Annotated in this window: 18 protein-coding genes; 8 read left to right on the top strand and 10 right to left on the bottom strand. The window is 50.7% G+C overall.

The window, feature by feature from the left end; genetic code table 11:
- Positions 1 to 56: 56 nt before the first annotated feature.
- Entirely contained in the window at positions 57 to 1,433 is a 1,377-nt protein-coding gene (locus KQI75_RS09680; RefSeq protein ID WP_216470584.1) for an MATE family efflux transporter, read from the top strand.
- A gap of 15 nt (positions 1,434 to 1,448) precedes the next feature.
- On the opposite strand, the gene KQI75_RS09675 is transcribed toward KQI75_RS09680, so the two are convergent.
- Complete coding sequence (locus tag KQI75_RS09675) at positions 1,449 to 2,150, bottom strand: HAD family hydrolase (RefSeq protein WP_216470583.1); 702 nt, start codon at positions 2,148 to 2,150, stop codon at positions 1,449 to 1,451.
- A gap of 155 nt (positions 2,151 to 2,305) precedes the next feature.
- Between KQI75_RS09675 and KQI75_RS09670 the strand changes: the two genes are divergently transcribed.
- Positions 2,306 to 3,793 carry an SPOCS domain-containing protein gene (locus tag KQI75_RS09670; protein ID WP_216470582.1) on the top strand — a complete coding sequence of 496 codons (1,488 nt, stop codon included), beginning with the start codon at positions 2,306 to 2,308 and terminating at the stop codon, positions 3,791 to 3,793.
- 16 nt (positions 3,794 to 3,809) lie between these two features.
- On the top strand, positions 3,810 to 5,288 hold the full coding sequence (gene spoIVA, locus KQI75_RS09665) for a stage IV sporulation protein A (RefSeq protein ID WP_216470581.1): 1,479 nt from the start codon (positions 3,810 to 3,812) through the stop codon (positions 5,286 to 5,288).
- A 391-nt stretch (positions 5,289 to 5,679) separates the two neighbouring features.
- Here the strand turns inward: spoIVA and KQI75_RS09660 are convergent, their stop codons facing one another.
- A complete protein-coding gene (locus KQI75_RS09660; RefSeq protein WP_216470580.1) occupies positions 5,680 to 6,369 on the bottom strand; it encodes a Crp/Fnr family transcriptional regulator in 690 nt (229 codons plus the stop codon).
- Between the two features lie 185 nt (positions 6,370 to 6,554).
- On the opposite strand from KQI75_RS09660, the gene KQI75_RS09655 reads away from it, so the two are divergent.
- The 5 genes from KQI75_RS09655 (at position 6,555) to tagD (ending at position 9,251) form a co-directional block, all read left to right on the top strand.
- Positions 6,555 to 7,361, top strand: a complete 807-nt coding sequence (locus KQI75_RS09655; RefSeq protein WP_216470579.1) for an amidohydrolase family protein — start codon at positions 6,555 to 6,557, stop codon at positions 7,359 to 7,361.
- 130 nt (positions 7,362 to 7,491) lie between these two features.
- The gene (locus KQI75_RS09650) at positions 7,492 to 7,683 is read left to right on the top strand and encodes a hypothetical protein (RefSeq protein ID WP_216470578.1); all 192 of its coding nucleotides are present in this window, start codon (positions 7,492 to 7,494) and stop codon (positions 7,681 to 7,683) included.
- A gap of 14 nt (positions 7,684 to 7,697) precedes the next feature.
- On the top strand, positions 7,698 to 7,979 hold the full coding sequence (locus KQI75_RS09645; RefSeq protein ID WP_216470577.1) for a phage holin: 282 nt from the start codon (positions 7,698 to 7,700) through the stop codon (positions 7,977 to 7,979).
- A 5-nt stretch (positions 7,980 to 7,984) separates the two neighbouring features.
- Positions 7,985 to 8,737, top strand: a complete 753-nt coding sequence (locus KQI75_RS09640) for a hypothetical protein (protein WP_216470576.1) — start codon at positions 7,985 to 7,987, stop codon at positions 8,735 to 8,737.
- A 118-nt stretch (positions 8,738 to 8,855) separates the two neighbouring features.
- The gene (gene tagD, locus KQI75_RS09635; protein ID WP_216470575.1) at positions 8,856 to 9,251 is read left to right on the top strand and encodes a glycerol-3-phosphate cytidylyltransferase; all 396 of its coding nucleotides are present in this window, start codon (positions 8,856 to 8,858) and stop codon (positions 9,249 to 9,251) included.
- A 33-nt stretch (positions 9,252 to 9,284) separates the two neighbouring features.
- Here the strand turns inward: tagD and KQI75_RS09630 are convergent, their stop codons facing one another.
- From KQI75_RS09630 to KQI75_RS09595, 8 genes are all read right to left on the bottom strand, one after another.
- Positions 9,285 to 10,484, bottom strand: coding sequence for a cofactor-independent phosphoglycerate mutase (locus tag KQI75_RS09630; protein WP_216470574.1), 1,200 nt, complete (start codon positions 10,482 to 10,484; stop codon positions 9,285 to 9,287).
- Between the two features lie 233 nt (positions 10,485 to 10,717).
- Positions 10,718 to 10,921, bottom strand: a complete 204-nt coding sequence (locus KQI75_RS09625; protein WP_087018589.1) for a helix-turn-helix transcriptional regulator — start codon at positions 10,919 to 10,921, stop codon at positions 10,718 to 10,720.
- Between the two features lie 214 nt (positions 10,922 to 11,135).
- Complete coding sequence (locus KQI75_RS09620; protein WP_216470573.1) at positions 11,136 to 11,678, bottom strand: hydrolase; 543 nt, start codon at positions 11,676 to 11,678, stop codon at positions 11,136 to 11,138.
- A gap of 125 nt (positions 11,679 to 11,803) precedes the next feature.
- Positions 11,804 to 12,061 (bottom strand): hypothetical protein, encoded by a 258-nt coding sequence (locus KQI75_RS09615; protein WP_216470572.1) that lies wholly within the window; start codon positions 12,059 to 12,061, stop codon positions 11,804 to 11,806.
- Positions 12,062 to 12,076: 15 nt separating this feature from the next.
- Positions 12,077 to 12,631: a hypothetical protein gene (locus KQI75_RS09610; protein ID WP_216470571.1), complete on the bottom strand. Its 555-nt coding sequence runs from the start codon at positions 12,629 to 12,631 to the stop codon at positions 12,077 to 12,079.
- A 61-nt stretch (positions 12,632 to 12,692) separates the two neighbouring features.
- The gene (locus KQI75_RS09605) at positions 12,693 to 13,526 is read right to left on the bottom strand and encodes an AraC family transcriptional regulator (RefSeq protein ID WP_216470570.1); all 834 of its coding nucleotides are present in this window, start codon (positions 13,524 to 13,526) and stop codon (positions 12,693 to 12,695) included.
- Between the two features lie 93 nt (positions 13,527 to 13,619).
- Positions 13,620 to 14,612, bottom strand: a complete 993-nt coding sequence (locus tag KQI75_RS09600) for an ABC transporter permease (protein ID WP_216470569.1) — start codon at positions 14,610 to 14,612, stop codon at positions 13,620 to 13,622.
- Positions 14,605 to 15,276: ATP-binding cassette domain-containing protein (locus tag KQI75_RS09595; RefSeq protein WP_216470568.1), on the bottom strand; the 672-nt coding region annotated here is incomplete at its 5' end. The genes KQI75_RS09595 and KQI75_RS09600, both read right to left, overlap by 8 nt.

The following is a 15,276-nucleotide window of genomic DNA, read 5'->3' as shown; positions in this document are numbered from 1 at the left end:
AGGTTTCTGGGTTTACGCTTTTTTTGCGTTTTATTTTTTTAAGTGAGGTTTATCCGATGGAACAACACAAAAATATCAACAAAATGGGCACGATACCGGTTCAGCGCTTGATGCTGTCCATGGGAGTGCCGATGATTTTCTCCATGATGCTGCAGGCGTTTTATAATATCGTCGACAGCGCATTTGTCTCAAACATGGCACAGCACGGAGAAGCGGCATTGACCGCGCTCACGCTTGCCTTTCCAGTTCAAATGCTTCTGGTTGCCTTCAGTGTTGGCACCGGCGTCGGTGCCAATGCCCTGTTATCGCGCACCTTGGGGGAAGGAAATCGTGAAAAAGTCAACCGCGTTGCCGGAAATGCCGAGTTTCTCTCGCTGGTCATCTGTATCATATCTATTGCATTCGGTCTTGTCGGCGTGCGTGCCTATGTGCAGTCCCAGAGCAACAACACGCTCGTCATCGACATGGCAATCTCTTATCTGCGCATCTGCTGCTGTATCCCCTTCGGCATGGTCTTTTTTTCCTGCTTTGAAAAGCTGCTGCAGGCAACCGGAAAGTCTCTTTTTTCCACCATTGCGCAGGTTTCCGGTGCCGTGGCCAATATTATTCTGGATCCTATTCTGATTTACGGTCTGTTTGGCTGTCCGGCGTTGGGCGTCCGCGGCGCCGCCTATGCAACAGTCATTGGCCAAATCGTCTCCTGTATTGTCGCGCTGTTTTTCCATCTCACCATCAACAAAGAGATTACAAACAGTCTGCGCTATATCAAGCCGTCCAAGCGCCTGATTCGACAGATTTACACAATCGGATTGCCTGCCATTATCGCGCAGGCGCTCATGTCCGTCATGACCTACGGACTCAACCTGATTTTCGGCACAGTGAGCGAAAACGCGGTAACCGCCTACGGTCTGTACTACAAAATTCAGCAGTTCTTGTTATTTGCCGCCTTCGGTCTGCGCGATGCGATTACACCGATTGTCTCGTTCAATTATGGTATGCGCGATAAACAGCGCGTCAATCTCAGCATCAAATGCGGTATGCTGTATACCCTTGTGATTATGCTATCCGGCACCGTGCTGTTGGAGTTGTTCGCCTCTCCTCTCGCCCATGTATTTGGCTTATCCGGCGAGACAGAGCAGTTGTGTGTCAGTGCCATTCGAATCATCTCCCTCAGCTTAGTTTTTTCCGGAGTCAATGTTGCCGGTCAGGGTGTTTTCCAAGCCCTGCGCAGCGGCATGGAATCCCTGATTATTTCGCTGTGCCGACAGCTGATTTTCGTTTTGCCCGTCGCATGGCTGTTCGCCCGCATCGGCCTGCGCATTCACATGCCCTCTCTGATTTGGTGGACATTTCTCCTCGCGGAGACCATTTCCGCCGCACTTTTCTGCGTTCTGATGCGCCGCATTCGCCGCTCAAAAATCGCCTGTATCTGACAAAAAAGACGAATCTCACGAGAGATTCGTCTTTTTTTCCTGCATTCGCTGGCACAGCATCTCATACAGCTGTTCATGCTCCTGAATGACACAATCGACCTGTTCTCCGACCCAAATCAGGCCGGAATCTTCCGGATCAATGATCACAATATATCCAATGCCCGCGCCGCGCGCCGCATAGGCACCCGCCACGGCATCCTCAATCACAATACAATTCTCCGGATTCATATGCAGAGCCTTCGCCGCCGCACAATAAATATCCGGTGCCGGTTTTCCGCGAAAACTGCCGTCCGTACAGACGATATCTTCTCGACGGAACCAACGATTCAGCTCGAGCTTTTCATAATAAAAATCCACACTCGCCGGATTGGATGACGTCGCAATGGTAAAGGGAATGTTGTGCTTTTTGAGCAAATCCAAAACCTCCGGAATGCCGTCCGCCAGATGAAACAGCTCCGGATGCGTCAGACACAGACGCTTATACGCTTGTCTCTTGTCCAAAATCAATGCTTGCTTCTCATCTGTCGTCAGAGAATTGCCCCAAAAAATATCTACGGTTTCTGCACTGGATCTTCCGTTTGCTGTGCGCAAAAACCGGTCAATGCCAATGCTTCGCCCCAAGGTCTTTTCCGCCAGCATATTCCACGCCTGATATTGCAGAGGTGTATCAAATAACATTGTTCCATTGAAGTCAAAAATCACTGCAAATCGCTGCATCACGGACGCCTCCTCTCAAATACACGCCTTCTGGTCTCAGTATACTACACCCTTCGACTCCCCGCAATTGATTTTCTTGTCATACTTTTTTCCGCTTCGCCATAACACTATATCAACAGCATCATCCAGGAACACTTGACATAGGAGGAAGGCATATGGAACCGAAAAAAAGCACATTTGATATCAGCCGTCTGCTGCTGGACACCGTAAATACCTATGAAGAAACGGCGGATGCAATTGTTCCGGACACGTTTCCCGATCTTATGCGCATCGCCGCCGTGTTCGGAACCCCGCAGCTCAAAGACGATGTGCCGCAGTCTGGGCGCGTTTTTTTATCCGGCAGCATTCGCATGACGGTCTTTTATGTTCCGGAGGGCGGCGGCTTGCGAAAGCTGGACATCCCAGTCAGCTTTGCGCACATCGAAGAAGCGCAGGACATCAACGAGCACTGTCAATTGTTTGCCTCCTGTCAGGTTGTGTCCGCTGATGCACGCATTATGAATTCGCGCAAATTGTCAGTGACGGCAACGCTGTGCATCTCCTGTCAGGTCTTTTGTCCGGAATCACTGACATTGACAACCGCATTTGATGATGCAGACGAATGTTTAGAAATCTTGTCTGCATCGCACCTCGTGACGCTTCCGGTCTGCGCCTGCCGCAAAGAGTTTACCCTGATGGATGATGTCAATCTTGCGGATTTTTCTCGATACAGCAGCATCGCCGTTCCGCGCGCCGAGCTGCGACTTTCCGATTGCCGGCTGATGAACGAGAAGGCAATCATCAAGGGAGATGCCGTCCTACATCTGCTTGCGGAGACAACCGATGGTTTATTGGAAAACGCAGACTGCGTGCTGTCATTCACACAGATTGTAGAGGCAGAGGGCATGAAAGACGACGCACAGCTCTCGGTGCGCTTTGCCGTGCGCCATCTGGACGCAGAACTGCGCGATGACGGTCTCATTAGCGTCGGTCTCGGCGTCTCGGTGCTGCTCACGGCCTTTGAAACGCTGACCTTGCAGACCATCGAAGATGTCTATCATTTGCAGCATCCGGTGCAGATAGAAAGCCGTTCCATTCCGCTTTCCTCCTGCCAGCTGCTGCCAGAGCTGGGGTGTGAAGCCTCCGAAACGCTTTCGGTCGGCATGAAAATAGCGCAAATAGCCGATGTCACAGCGGTCACCGACCGCCTGATGCAGGAATCTTCTCCGCTCTGTCTGCGCATGATGGTATGTGTGCTGTACCGCGCCGAAGATGGCTGTTATTATTCGATTCACCGCGCGGTGCAAATGCCGCTAGATGTGCCGGCAGCACCGGAAACCGTGCGCCTGCAAGCACTGCAATGCCGCGCTTCCGCCGCTGTCAGCGGGGAGGATTCCATCGTATTGTCTCTGAGCGGCCGCTGTTCTGTCTTGGCTCAGGAATCTCTGACCATCCGCGATTTGACCACGCTGACCGTTGACACAGAAGTATGCAGCCCGACCGTGCCAGTGTCTGTGATTTTGCGTTATATGGATGCCGGAGAACGGCTCTGGGACATCGCCAAGAGCTACCGCACAACCGTAGATGCCATCCGGCAAGCCAATCAGCTGACCGAGGATGTCACGAACACACAGGCACAAATGCTGCTCATTCCGGTCCGATAACCACGCGGAGGTGCTTATGGAACGTCAAAAACTATACGAAGATATCAGCCGCCGTACCGGCGGCACCATTTATATCGGCGTCGTCGGGCCGGTTCGAGCCGGAAAATCCACCCTTATCAAGCGATTTATGGAAACGCTGGTCTTGCCCGGCATCGACAACGTGTATCGGCGCGAACGCGCCAAAGATGAATTGCCGCAATCAGGTTCCGGCCGAACCATCATGACCGCGGAGCCGAAATTTGTGCCGGAAGAAGCCGCAGAAATTGCGCTGGACGATGATGGGACATGCAAGATTCGACTGGTGGACTGCGTCGGCTATCTCATTGACGGCGCACTCGGGCAGACTGAAGAGGACACGCCGCGCATGGTCTCGACACCATGGAGCGACACCCCCATTCCCATGGCGCAGGCTGCCGAGTTGGGCACGCGAAAGGTCATTGCCGACCACTCCACCATTGGTCTTGTCGTGACAACCGACGGTACTGTAACGGATTTTCCGCGCGAAGCGTATCTGGACGCGGAGGATCGCGTGATTCGCGAGCTGAAAAGCCTGCACAAACCATTTCTCGTTCTGGTCAATTCGATGCAGCCGCAGGGCGCGGAAGCGCAGCATATTTGTCAGCAAATTTCCGATTCCTACGACGTCACCGCCATTGCCGCGGACTGCATGAACATCGATGCCGAGGAAATGGGCGCCGTGCTCAAGGCTGTGCTGTACGAATTTCCCGTGCGGGAGGTTGGCATTGTGCTGCCGCCGTGGGTCAACACGCTCCCAGCCGGTCATCGCGTCAAAGAGTCCGTTTACGACGGCATCCGCACGCAGGCACAGCGCATCGGCCGCATGCGGGACATGAAAGCGTGTGCACAGGCACTCGCGCAGACAGACTATGTGTCCGATGCGCAGGTTGTCTCGATGGAGCTGGGTACCGGCAGCGTCCAGCTGGAAATGCGCATCCCGCAGGAAATTTTTTATCAAATCGCAGGTGAACAGTCGGGACTGCCCATCCGTGGAGAGGCGGATCTCATTCCCCTGCTCACCAAGCTTGCCGCCATCCAAAAGGAATATCAGCGATTTGACGGCGCGCTGCAGCAGGTGCAGCAGACCGGTTACGGCATCGTCATGCCGACCATCGACGAACTCAAGCTGGATGAGCCGGAAATTGTGCGGCAGGGCGGCCGATACGGCGTGCGCTTAACCGCTTCCGCGCCCTCCATTCACATGATTCGCGCAGACATTCAAACCGAGGTTTCTCCCATTGTCGGTTCGGAAAAACAGTCCGCGGATCTTGTCGCTTATCTGATGTCAGAGTTTAACGGAGAGCCGGAACGCATTTGGCAGACCAATATTTTTGGCAAATCACTCAATGAGCTGGTCAGCGAAGGCATGAACACCAAGCTCGCCCGCATGCCGGAGGACGCCCGCAGCAAGCTGCAGGAAACACTGGAGCGCATCATCAACGAGGGCTCCGGCGGCTTAATTTGTATTATTCTATAGGATAAGATTTTCATTCTATCGGAGTATTTTTCTACTCAAATATTTCTAAATATGATAAAATCTTTGTAAATATTCAAGTTTTTTTGCACTTTTGATTGACAATTCCACAAAAATCCCGTATACTAAGCACATGCTAACAAGGGCGTTGCAGACATCATTCTGCAACGCTCTTTTTCTTTCAGCATACCGGAGTATGAGACGGAGCCACATGCCGCATCTCCTTTTTTGCTGTATCGTCACACACAGCGAAAGACCTTCGTATCACAAAGCAAACGCTATTCCTCTATACACATCTTCAACCATCTTCACATTTGCGGAATGTTTGCTGTCTCATCTCTCTCAAAACAAAAAAAGCGCAGATCCGCAGATCTGCGCTTTTTTGTTGTATCTATCATTCCAAAATAGACGGAATATCCGACTGCGACTGCACATACCCGTACAATCGCTGAACATCCAAGACGGCAATCGTTTTTTCAAAATGAGAAATTATCTGCATCTGTTCCAGCTCTGCCATCGAGCGATACAGCGTCGCACGGCTGATATTGAGTCTGCGGGCAAGTCCCGCAAAGCCGTCTGTCAGCCGTACCAGTCCCTCTGTCTCATGCTGCAGCAAATACATGCCAAGTGCAATGCTCGGCGTCGGTGCCGTAAACTGCTGCAGCCGATTGAGCGAATGGTGCACCTGATTTGCCAGCATCGTCAGATAATTTTCTCGAATCTGTCTGTTTTCTTGGAGCAGTTCCCGCATCTGCTGGTGTGTCAGGAAGGTCAGCATGCTGTTTGTCTTTGCGCGAACACAGCACTCCACGACAGGTGTAACTTCCGAAAACAAATCTTCCATGCCAACGCACTCGCCGGGGCATATATTGTAATACAGGACACCGTACAAATTGCAGATTTCAAGTTTTCCGGACAGCAAAAAGCCTACCGCCTCTTGTTCCCGCGTCACGCGGAGCACCTCGCCCTTGAACAAACTGTGCGGCATTACAATCTGCGCCAGCCCACGAAGGCTGTCTTTCTCACAGCCGACAAACAAGCTGGATTCCAAAAATTTGCTCTCCTGTTTTGCCGTCAGCGCCATATTCTGCCTCCTTGCCGTTTGTTCATCCCATACAAACTACTGCTAAAAAAATTATACCGCGTATCCCAGACATCGTCAACCAGATTTTTACAATCCGCAACACATCCGACCTCAAACCACCGCTTGACCGCGTCTCAAAAACGCAGTATGATGAATACATCGCATAGAATACGGGAGTCTTTTTTATGAAAATTATCGACGCACACATGCATTTCAGCAAGGCAATTCCGAGCTTTGCACCGATGGCCGAACGAGTCGGTCATTTGTACACGGAGGAGCATTTACAGGCAGAATTTGCCCGTTTAAATATCGAACGCGCCGTTGTCATGGGCAACGGCAGCATTCGTCCGGAATGCCATCAGTATCCGGACTTTCTGCGCTACTGCATTGGATTGGACAACAAAGTGATGGAAGCCCTGCCGGACGCACACATTCTTGACCTGCTGGAACAGAATCTACAACGCGAAAGCTGTGTCGGCATCAAGCTGTATCCCGGTTACAACCACGTATATGTCGGAGATGCGCGCTTTTTCCCGTTGTATGAGTTGGCGGCGCAATATGACAAACCGGTTGCCATCCACACCGGCTCGACCGCCAACGGCATGGGATTTTTAAAGTACTGTCATCCGCTCACTGTCGATGAAGCCGCCGCACAGTTTCCCAAGACGCGGTTTGTCATGTGCCACTTCGGCAATCCATGGCTGCCGGACGCCGCCGCTGTGCTGGAGAAAAATGCCAATGTCTTTGCCGATTTGTCCGGTTTGCTTGAAGGATTGTTTGATTTGGATGAACTGTTTGAAGAAAACAGCGGATATTTTTCTCTGCTCCGCACGTGGCTGGGCTATGCAGGTGGATATGAAAAGGTCATATACGGCACTGACTGGCCGCTCGTCAACATGGAACAGTATATTCACTTCATGCAGTGCTTGATTCCAGAAAAGCATCATGAGAAGGTCTTTTATCAGACCGCCAAACACGTATATCACCTGTAAACAAGTTTCACATCGCACCGCCGAAAGGCGGTGTTTTTTTTATTTTCCACAGGCTTGCAAGAAATTGATATTTACAAAAAATCTCTCCGTCGTATTATAGGGACATCTGAACACGAATGGAGGTGAAACAATGCCGGAAACCCACGGAACACCTTGTCAGGAGCTGAAAAAGCTGATGGAAATTGTCGAGAAGCATGAACAGCGTCTTGGACGCGGAAACATTGAATTTGCCGTGATTTCCACCAAGCTCAACATTATCATGGCGATTCTTGCCGCCGTCGGTGTCGCTGTCTGCGGTGCGGTCATATCTATAATACTATAAAGGAGGCGATCTCTGTGCGCAAACAGACCATCAGCTCGGATACCATCGCCCGCACGATTGTTCTTGTGCTGGCACTTGTCAATCAAATTTTAGCCATTGAGGGAAAATCCGCGATTTCTTTCGCAAATAGTGATATTTATCAGCTTGTCTCTCTTTGCTGGACCATCGGTGCGTCTATCGCCGCTTGGTGGAAAAACAACAGTTTCACCTGTCTTGCCTGTGAAGCGGACGAATGGCGCAAATGCCGGCAGCAAGACCGAAATCAACAGGCAGATGACGCGGAAAAGAAAGGGTGAACAGCATGTACGATGTCACATTTCAAACGGAAGTGCGGTATAAATCCGTCAAATACGGACAAGGAACGATTTATTCGTCCGCCTGCGGCCCTGCGAGCCTGTGCAACGCACTCAAAGTATTAGGCATCGCGTCAGTCAGTTTACCGACCATGTGCAAACTGGCGGTCAGCTGCGGTGCCCGTGTGACCGGCGGCACAGATATGCATCAATTGCTTCGCGCTGCCTCCAAAAAGTATGCGTTTGCTTATCGTACCACAAGCAAAAATGCAGAGCTGCTCGCGCATTTGAAATCCGGCGGCACAGCAATTTTACACGCCGGAACCGAATACAAGCTGTTCTCAACCAGCGGGCATTTTGTCTGTGCAGCCGCCGCCAAGGGCAGTACCATCACCGTACTCGACAGCTATTGGTACAGCAGCAAATACACGTCGAGCGCCATCCGCCGCAATTACGTTCACGTTGTAAACAAGGGCGTTGTGCAGACCAGCCTGACCCAGTGCGGCAAAGCGACGATTGACCGTGCACCCAGCTACTATTTGCTCTCCAACCCAAAGCAAGACGCTCACCCATCCGAACAGGAGGAACCGGATATGACGTATTACAAAGAGTTCAAAGATATTCCGCTTTACTACCAAGACGCCGTGAAAAAGCTGCTGGACGCCGGCGCCATCGCGGGCACCGGCAAAGGCTTGGAGCTAAGCGAAGATCTCTGCCGCGCCTTTACCATTCTCGACAAAGCAGGGCTTCTCAAGCTCTGACACACAAGAGCACGGCTTTGCGCCGTGCTCTCTTTTTTGCGTTCTTCTATTGTTTTCCGTCTGTCGGGTGTGCTATAATAGGCAAAGATGAACAGCAGAGAAAGGAAAACGGAATCTTATGAAGCGTGTTATTACCTACGGAACCTTCGATCTGCTCCACTACGGACATATCAATCTGCTCCGCCGTGCCAAGGCGCTGGGCGATTATCTGATTGTGGCAGTATCCACGGATGAGTTTAACTGGAATGAAAAGGGAAAAAAATGCTATTTTTCCTATGAAGAACGCAAACAGCTGGTAGAAGCCATTCGCTATGTCGATTTGGTTATTCCGGAAGAAAACTGGGATCAGAAGCGGTCTGACGTTCACGAATACCATGTCGATACCTTTGTCATCGGCGATGACTGGAAGGGTAAATTTGATTTTCTCGAGGAAGAAGGCTGCGAGGTCGTTTATCTGCCGAGAACGCCGGAAATTTCCAGCACAAAAATCAAAACCGAACTCAACAAGAAGTAAAGATAAAAGAACGGGCTGCTCAGCTCGTTCTTTTTATTTCTGTAAAAAATGTGCCAGCAGCGCGCTTCCCGTGGGAAAGTATCTGCCGTATTGTGCCTGCGCTTCGTTGTATTGCTGCCGCGCATGCTGTTCTGTTCTTGTGCTGTCGTACAGCAAATACGGAACCGGCGTGCGCGTGTGCGTGCGGCACCGCACCGGTGTCGCGTGATCCGGCAAGACAAGCAGGCGAAACGCCTCTCCCGCCGCATCCAGCTCGCGAAAAACCGTTGCAATCACTTGCTGGTCAATGGACGAGATTGCCTGCATTTTGCGCTGTGCGTCACCTTGATGTCCCATCTCGTCCGGTGCTTCCAGATGCACAAACGCAAAATCTGCCCCCTCCTGCAGTGCCTGTACAGCCGCCATCGCTTTTCCGGTAAAATTGGTGTGCAGCGATCCATCCGCACCGGAAACAGGTACCGATTCCAGACCAATGCCGGCGGCGATGCCGTGCAGCAGATCTGTCGCAGAGACCATCACACCGCGTTTTCCGGTCTGCTCTCGAAACGGCGGCAGCTGCACCGGTGTGCCGGCGCCCCAAAACCAAAGACCGTTCGCCTTATGTAAGCCGCGTGCCTGCCGCGCTTGATTGACAGGGTGTCTGTCCAAAATCACATGACTTTTGTACATCAGCTCGCGCAGCAACGGCTGCTGCGGCAAATACGCCCCGATTGGTTCTCCCAAATGATCATGCGGCTGTGCAAGCACAGGCAGCACTCCGTTGTGCCAGCACAGCAAATGCCGATATCCCGTTCCGGTATGGAACGAAATATCAGAATTTTCAAATTCGCCCCGGATAACATCCATCAAAATTGCTGCCTCGTCTGTCGAGATTTCATTCGCACTGTGATCCAGCAGAACACACTGCGAAAACGCCGCTGCTTCCGTCCTCAGCGTCACCAGATTTGCGCGCAGCACAATATCATTTTTATTCATATGCACGCCCAATCCCAGCGCTTCCAGCGGGGCTCTCCCTGTATAATAGCGTTCCGGCGGATAGCCCAAAATAGAAAGATTGGCTGTATCACTGCCAACCGGCACGCCGTTCGGCACTGTCTGCACGGTTCCAATTTCTGATTTTCGTGCCAAGGCATCCAGCATCGGTGTGTGTGCAGCGGCAAGCGGTGTCTTTCCGCGCAGGCGTTCCAGCGGTTCATCCGCCATGCCATCTCCGAGAACAATCAGGTATTTCAACGACTCTCTCCTTTCTGTCGCATTTCTCACGTTCTTGTGTAGGCAAGCTGCGACGGTTTCGCATGATATGATGCAAGAATTCCTTTATTTTTCGTAAAATATGCAATTCTTTCGTGTTTATTTTTTGGAATTTTATTCTTGTATTTTTTCGCGTTGTCTGCACATTCGCATATAAAAAACAAAAATACCGGAACGGCAAGCCGTTCCGGTATCGCGTTTCAGATTCAAATCAATTACTTAGAATCAGCCGGTGTTTCGTAGAAACGAACCCAGTCAAAATCCAGTGCTTCTGCGATGCGCATCGCCGTGCCAACCGGCAGACGATAATCGCCCAGCTCGATGCGAGTATAATAGCTACGAGCAATATGTGCCTTCTGAGCCGTTACTTCCTGAGTCAGGCCCTTGCTTTTTCTAAGTTCAACTAACCAGTCACGCATAGTAATTCACCTCAAATGAAATATCGAAAACTCTTTTGAAACCAGAGTATCTGTTTCTTAACGATGTTCATTATAACATCAATCTTCTGGCTTGTATATGTGTTTTCTGCCAGATTTTACGGGAATTTTGCTTGTTCTTGCTGTCATGATGTTACAAATTTGAGTAGAATCGACGCGGACAGATTGTGTGTTAAATTTCTGTTTGCGAATGGGATTACTTGACCAGCTTGGAAATCGTTTTGAACACCGGACCGGATGCATTCTTTTGCAGCTCAAACAAAACAGCCTCCGCCGTTGTCATTAGAACGCCTTCCTGCTGCGCGCGAATCAAACCGATTTCCATATCATGCGCCGTGCGGGAGCCAACGCAGTCCTCCACGATGACAACCTTCTTGCCCATGTCAATCAAATCCATTGCCGTCTGCAGCACGCAGATGTGCAGCTCTGCGCCGCACAGCAGCACGGTATCACAAGCAGCTGCTTCCACAGCGGCGTGCAGACCGGCATCATCCATGCAGCTGAATGTGGTCTTTGGCAGATACGGCACGGTGCCCAGCACTTCCTTGATTTCCGGCACTGTCGAGCCCAATCCCTTCGGATACTGCTCCGAGGCAATCATCGGAATGTCCAGTGCTTTTAATCCCTTGAGCAGCAGACAGGTGCGCGGAATAAAGGCATCTTTGTTGTGCATAGCCGGCATCAGTTTTTCCTGATAGTCGACAGCGAGAACCATCGTTGTTTCTTTTTTCAGTCTCATCATTGATCTCCTGTTCCAGTACGTGTACAATCTCTTTTCATTATACCGTACTCCTCGTCAAACGACAAGAAAAAATCCGGCTTCTTATGAAACCGGATGATTATTTCCCATACAATGGTACAATTTTACTGTGATTCCTGCGCTGTTTGCTCTGCTTCCAGCTGATCAGCAGGAATATCTTTTTCTGCATAGTATTTCCCGTCAATCCACCAGCCGACAACAAAGCCGGCCACTGCACCAATCAGCTCCAAAATTCGGTTGTCCCAGTGCAGAGCACCGGTCAAAAACATACCAATGGCAAATCCCAAGACAACGCCCAGATACTCTGACCGCGGAATCGTATTGAATGCTTTGCTCTGCGTGCTATGATATCCTTTTTTCATTCTCGTTTCCTCCTGTCAGAAAATACCCAAAAACTTTTTTCTCGGCTGCGGCATACCGTCTCGTGTCAGGCACTCCATAACCGCTTTGCCCATCCCGTTGTAATAATAGCTGTCAGATTGTTCTTCCCGCACGCAAACGCGCAGGCTGCTCCATTCCTGACTGCCGGAATAGTTGCGTTCATCACGCAGACGGCGAATCTTTTTCTTCACCTCTGCCTCGATATGATTGGTCTCAATGACAAAACTGACCAACGTGAACACATGTGCCGGATCTTCCGTCGGCACTGTGCGGTCATGTATGGTTTGAAAAATTGCACACAGTTCCTGCCAAACGTCCGGTGTCAGCGTCTCCCTGCACAAAAAATAGCAGGTCTCGCCGCACATGCCATCCTGCGACAAATTGCTCTGAATACCGAGAAAATGCCGTCCATCCCGCTTGATATATCCCGCCGTCATTGGAAACTCAATGCCGCAGCAGGTGACATTTTTTTGAATTTCAAATGGTGCGCCGTACTGCCGTTCCGCCTTTTCCAGAAACTGTTGGGACAGTTGCGCAAATGTCTGTTCCATCGGTTTCATCTCCTCTCTCTATTGGTAAGTGTAGCACGAAATCGACTGAACAGCAAGCGCGTCAGAACTGTAATCTGCGAAATTCCGACGGCGTAATGCCGGTTGCGCCGCGAAAAGCACGCGTAAAATGCGACGCACTGTTAAATCCGCACAGCTCCGCAATCTGTTCCACCGTGTTTTGCGAACCAATCAGCATCTGTTTGGACTGTTTGAGTCGATACGACAGCAAATATTCGTGCGGGGTACAGTTTAAATATTTCTTAAAACAACGAATCAAATGCGGCTTGCTGATGCTGCACAAATCAGCGAGATCATCCAAGCTAATCGGATGGGTATATTTCGTGCGGATATGCTCCAAAGCAGGAAGCAGCAAATCATTCATCGCACTGACCTGCTGTTTGCTGTCCGCCATGCGGCACAGAATCTGATTGACGTACAGCGAAATGCGGTGCTCATTGCCGACATTGGACTGCGCTTCGGAAATAATGCGCAAAAACACCTGCTTGAGCCGCCAAAAGTCCTCGCCCACATACACCATGCCATTTTGATTGATTAGATACTTGACATACGATGCACAGCTGCTGCCGTTAAAGTGAAACCACAAAAATTCCGTGTCTCCATTGCAATAATATCGATGCTTCTGATAACAGTCAATGAGCACAATCTGATTGCTGCCCGCTGTCACGCTTTTGCCATTCACTTCTATCGTCATGGTTCCGCTGCAAATATACATGAGCAGATAAAGTTCTAAATATTCTCTTTGTATATCATACCCTTGCTTGCAATAAAAATGTCCAAACTGCGGACAATAATACAGTGCGGAGCGTGCAAATTCCGATGGTGTGGAAAAGTCCATAAACGAGGCATCTAATACGCCCTTATCAACAATTTTCATAGCATCTTTTCTCTTTCTTTTCCCTTAACTGAAAAGCGCCCTCGCCCCAAGGAGCGAAGGCGCTATATCCAGAAGAGAAACTATGTGCTTATTTTACTTTGCCTTTGCAGCAGCTTCCTTGCGGCGAGCCTTAACAGCCATAGACTCACGGGTGACATCAAGGAGAACTGCGCCGATGATAACGAGACCGAGCACCATGTTCTGTACTGCGGAGTCGATAGACAGCAGGGTGAAGCCGTTGCGCAGGGTTGCGATAATCAGCGCGCCGATCATGGTGCCGATCATCGTGCCCTTGCCGCCCATGAACGATGCGCCGCCGATAACACACGCTGCGATTGCGTCGGTATCATACGGCTGAATGGCATTGGCACCGTTGCAGATACCGGAACGGCCGATGGATACGATGCCTGCCAGAGCTGCCATAAAACCGGACAGCGCATAGCAGAAGGTCAGCACGTTCGGTGCATTGATGCCGGACAAACGGGTTGCTTCCATGTTGCCGCCTGCACAGTAAATGGAACGGCCCAGAGAAGTGCGGGTCAGCAGGATGTGCATGATGACGTAAATAACTACAACAATGATAAAGCTGACTGGGAAACCGCCAATTGTCGCAGAACCCAGTGCCATGACACCGTCCGGGAAGCCGGATACCATCTGAGAAGATACAACCAGAAGCGATGCGCCCCACAGGAAGTTCTTCATGCCCAACGTAGATACGAACGGATGCGGCAGGTGCAGACGTGTCAGCAGCAAGCCGTTAATCAGACCGATCAGGGTGCCGGCTACAATCGCAATGACGATGAGGACGAGCGAGTTGGTCATGCCGCCCTTGACGAGCATGCCACAGATACAAGCACAGAATGTCGCATTTGCACCAACCGACAGGTCAATACCTGCGGTAATCAAGCACAGCAGCATACCGGTGGACAGCAGCGCGGTAAACGTCGTCTGCTTTAAAACTGACATTAAGTTATTATACGTCAAAAACTTATCACTGACAATGGTTAATACCACACACAGAATAATCAGCGCCGCCAGTGTACCAAGGAACGAATTGCCATTGGATTTTTTCTTTGTCTTAGTCATCTAAAGTACCTCCCCATGCTGCTTTCATGAGACTTTCCTGATTGAAATGCTTGCTGTCACGGTCTACCGTCGCCATGACTCTGCCGCCGCGCATGACAATTACGCGATCCGACATACCCAAGATTTCCGGCATTTCCGACGAAATCATAATAACGCATTTGCCTTCTTTGACGAGACGGTTCATAACGTTATACACTTCAATCTTTGCGCCAACGTCAATGCCTCGCGTCGGCTCGTCAAAGATAAAGATATCTGCATCGGTATTGACCCATTTGCCAATAACCACCTTCTGCTGGTTGCCGCCGGAAAGCTGTCCGACAATTTCGTTCGCAGACGGTGTCTTGATGCGCAGGTCGCGAATGTTGGCTTCGGTTGCCTCGCTGATTTTCTTGTCGTTGAGGAACAAACCGCTCGTAAAGCCCTTCATGTTGGCAAGAATAACATTGTTTCGAATGCTCTCCTGCAGCACTAGACCCTGACCCTTTCGATCCTCCGTCAGGAACGCAATGCCGTTCTGAATTGCATGACGCGGTGTTTTAATTTTTACTTCTTTGCCGTGAATGAAAATCTTGCCGCTGTCCAGCGGATCTGCGCCAAAGATGGCGCGCATGGTTTCGGTACGTCCCGCGCCGACCAATCCGGCGAAGCCGAGCACCTGACCGTT

Source organism: Butyricicoccus intestinisimiae, from assembly GCF_018918345.1.
Lineage (GTDB): Bacteria > Bacillota > Clostridia > Oscillospirales > Butyricicoccaceae > Butyricicoccus_A > Butyricicoccus_A intestinisimiae.
This window is presented reverse-complemented; position numbering and strand designations above follow the sequence as displayed.

What these genes read in the sequence shown, in the direction of transcription:
- KQI75_RS09680 (WP_216470584.1), top strand. Translation starts at nt 57, where the DNA reads ATGGAACAACACAAAAATATCAACAAAATGGGCACGATACCGGTTCAG.
- KQI75_RS09675 (WP_216470583.1), bottom strand. Translation starts at nt 2,150, where the DNA reads ATGCAGCGATTTGCAGTGATTTTTGACTTCAATGGAACAATGTTATTT.
- KQI75_RS09670 (WP_216470582.1), top strand. Translation starts at nt 2,306, where the DNA reads ATGGAACCGAAAAAAAGCACATTTGATATCAGCCGTCTGCTGCTGGAC.
- spoIVA (WP_216470581.1), top strand. Translation starts at nt 3,810, where the DNA reads ATGGAACGTCAAAAACTATACGAAGATATCAGCCGCCGTACCGGCGGC.
- KQI75_RS09660 (WP_216470580.1), bottom strand. Translation starts at nt 6,369, where the DNA reads ATGGCGCTGACGGCAAAACAGGAGAGCAAATTTTTGGAATCCAGCTTG.
- KQI75_RS09655 (WP_216470579.1), top strand. Translation starts at nt 6,555, where the DNA reads ATGAAAATTATCGACGCACACATGCATTTCAGCAAGGCAATTCCGAGC.
- KQI75_RS09650 (WP_216470578.1), top strand. Translation starts at nt 7,492, where the DNA reads ATGCCGGAAACCCACGGAACACCTTGTCAGGAGCTGAAAAAGCTGATG.
- KQI75_RS09640 (WP_216470576.1), top strand. Translation starts at nt 7,985, where the DNA reads ATGTACGATGTCACATTTCAAACGGAAGTGCGGTATAAATCCGTCAAA.
- tagD (WP_216470575.1), top strand. Translation starts at nt 8,856, where the DNA reads ATGAAGCGTGTTATTACCTACGGAACCTTCGATCTGCTCCACTACGGA.
- KQI75_RS09625 (WP_087018589.1), bottom strand. Translation starts at nt 10,921, where the DNA reads ATGCGTGACTGGTTAGTTGAACTTAGAAAAAGCAAGGGCCTGACTCAG.
- KQI75_RS09620 (WP_216470573.1), bottom strand. Translation starts at nt 11,678, where the DNA reads ATGAGACTGAAAAAAGAAACAACGATGGTTCTCGCTGTCGACTATCAG.
- KQI75_RS09615 (WP_216470572.1), bottom strand. Translation starts at nt 12,061, where the DNA reads ATGAAAAAAGGATATCATAGCACGCAGAGCAAAGCATTCAATACGATT.
- KQI75_RS09610 (WP_216470571.1), bottom strand. Translation starts at nt 12,631, where the DNA reads ATGGAACAGACATTTGCGCAACTGTCCCAACAGTTTCTGGAAAAGGCG.
- KQI75_RS09605 (WP_216470570.1), bottom strand. Translation starts at nt 13,526, where the DNA reads ATGAAAATTGTTGATAAGGGCGTATTAGATGCCTCGTTTATGGACTTT.
- KQI75_RS09600 (WP_216470569.1), bottom strand. Translation starts at nt 14,612, where the DNA reads ATGACTAAGACAAAGAAAAAATCCAATGGCAATTCGTTCCTTGGTACA.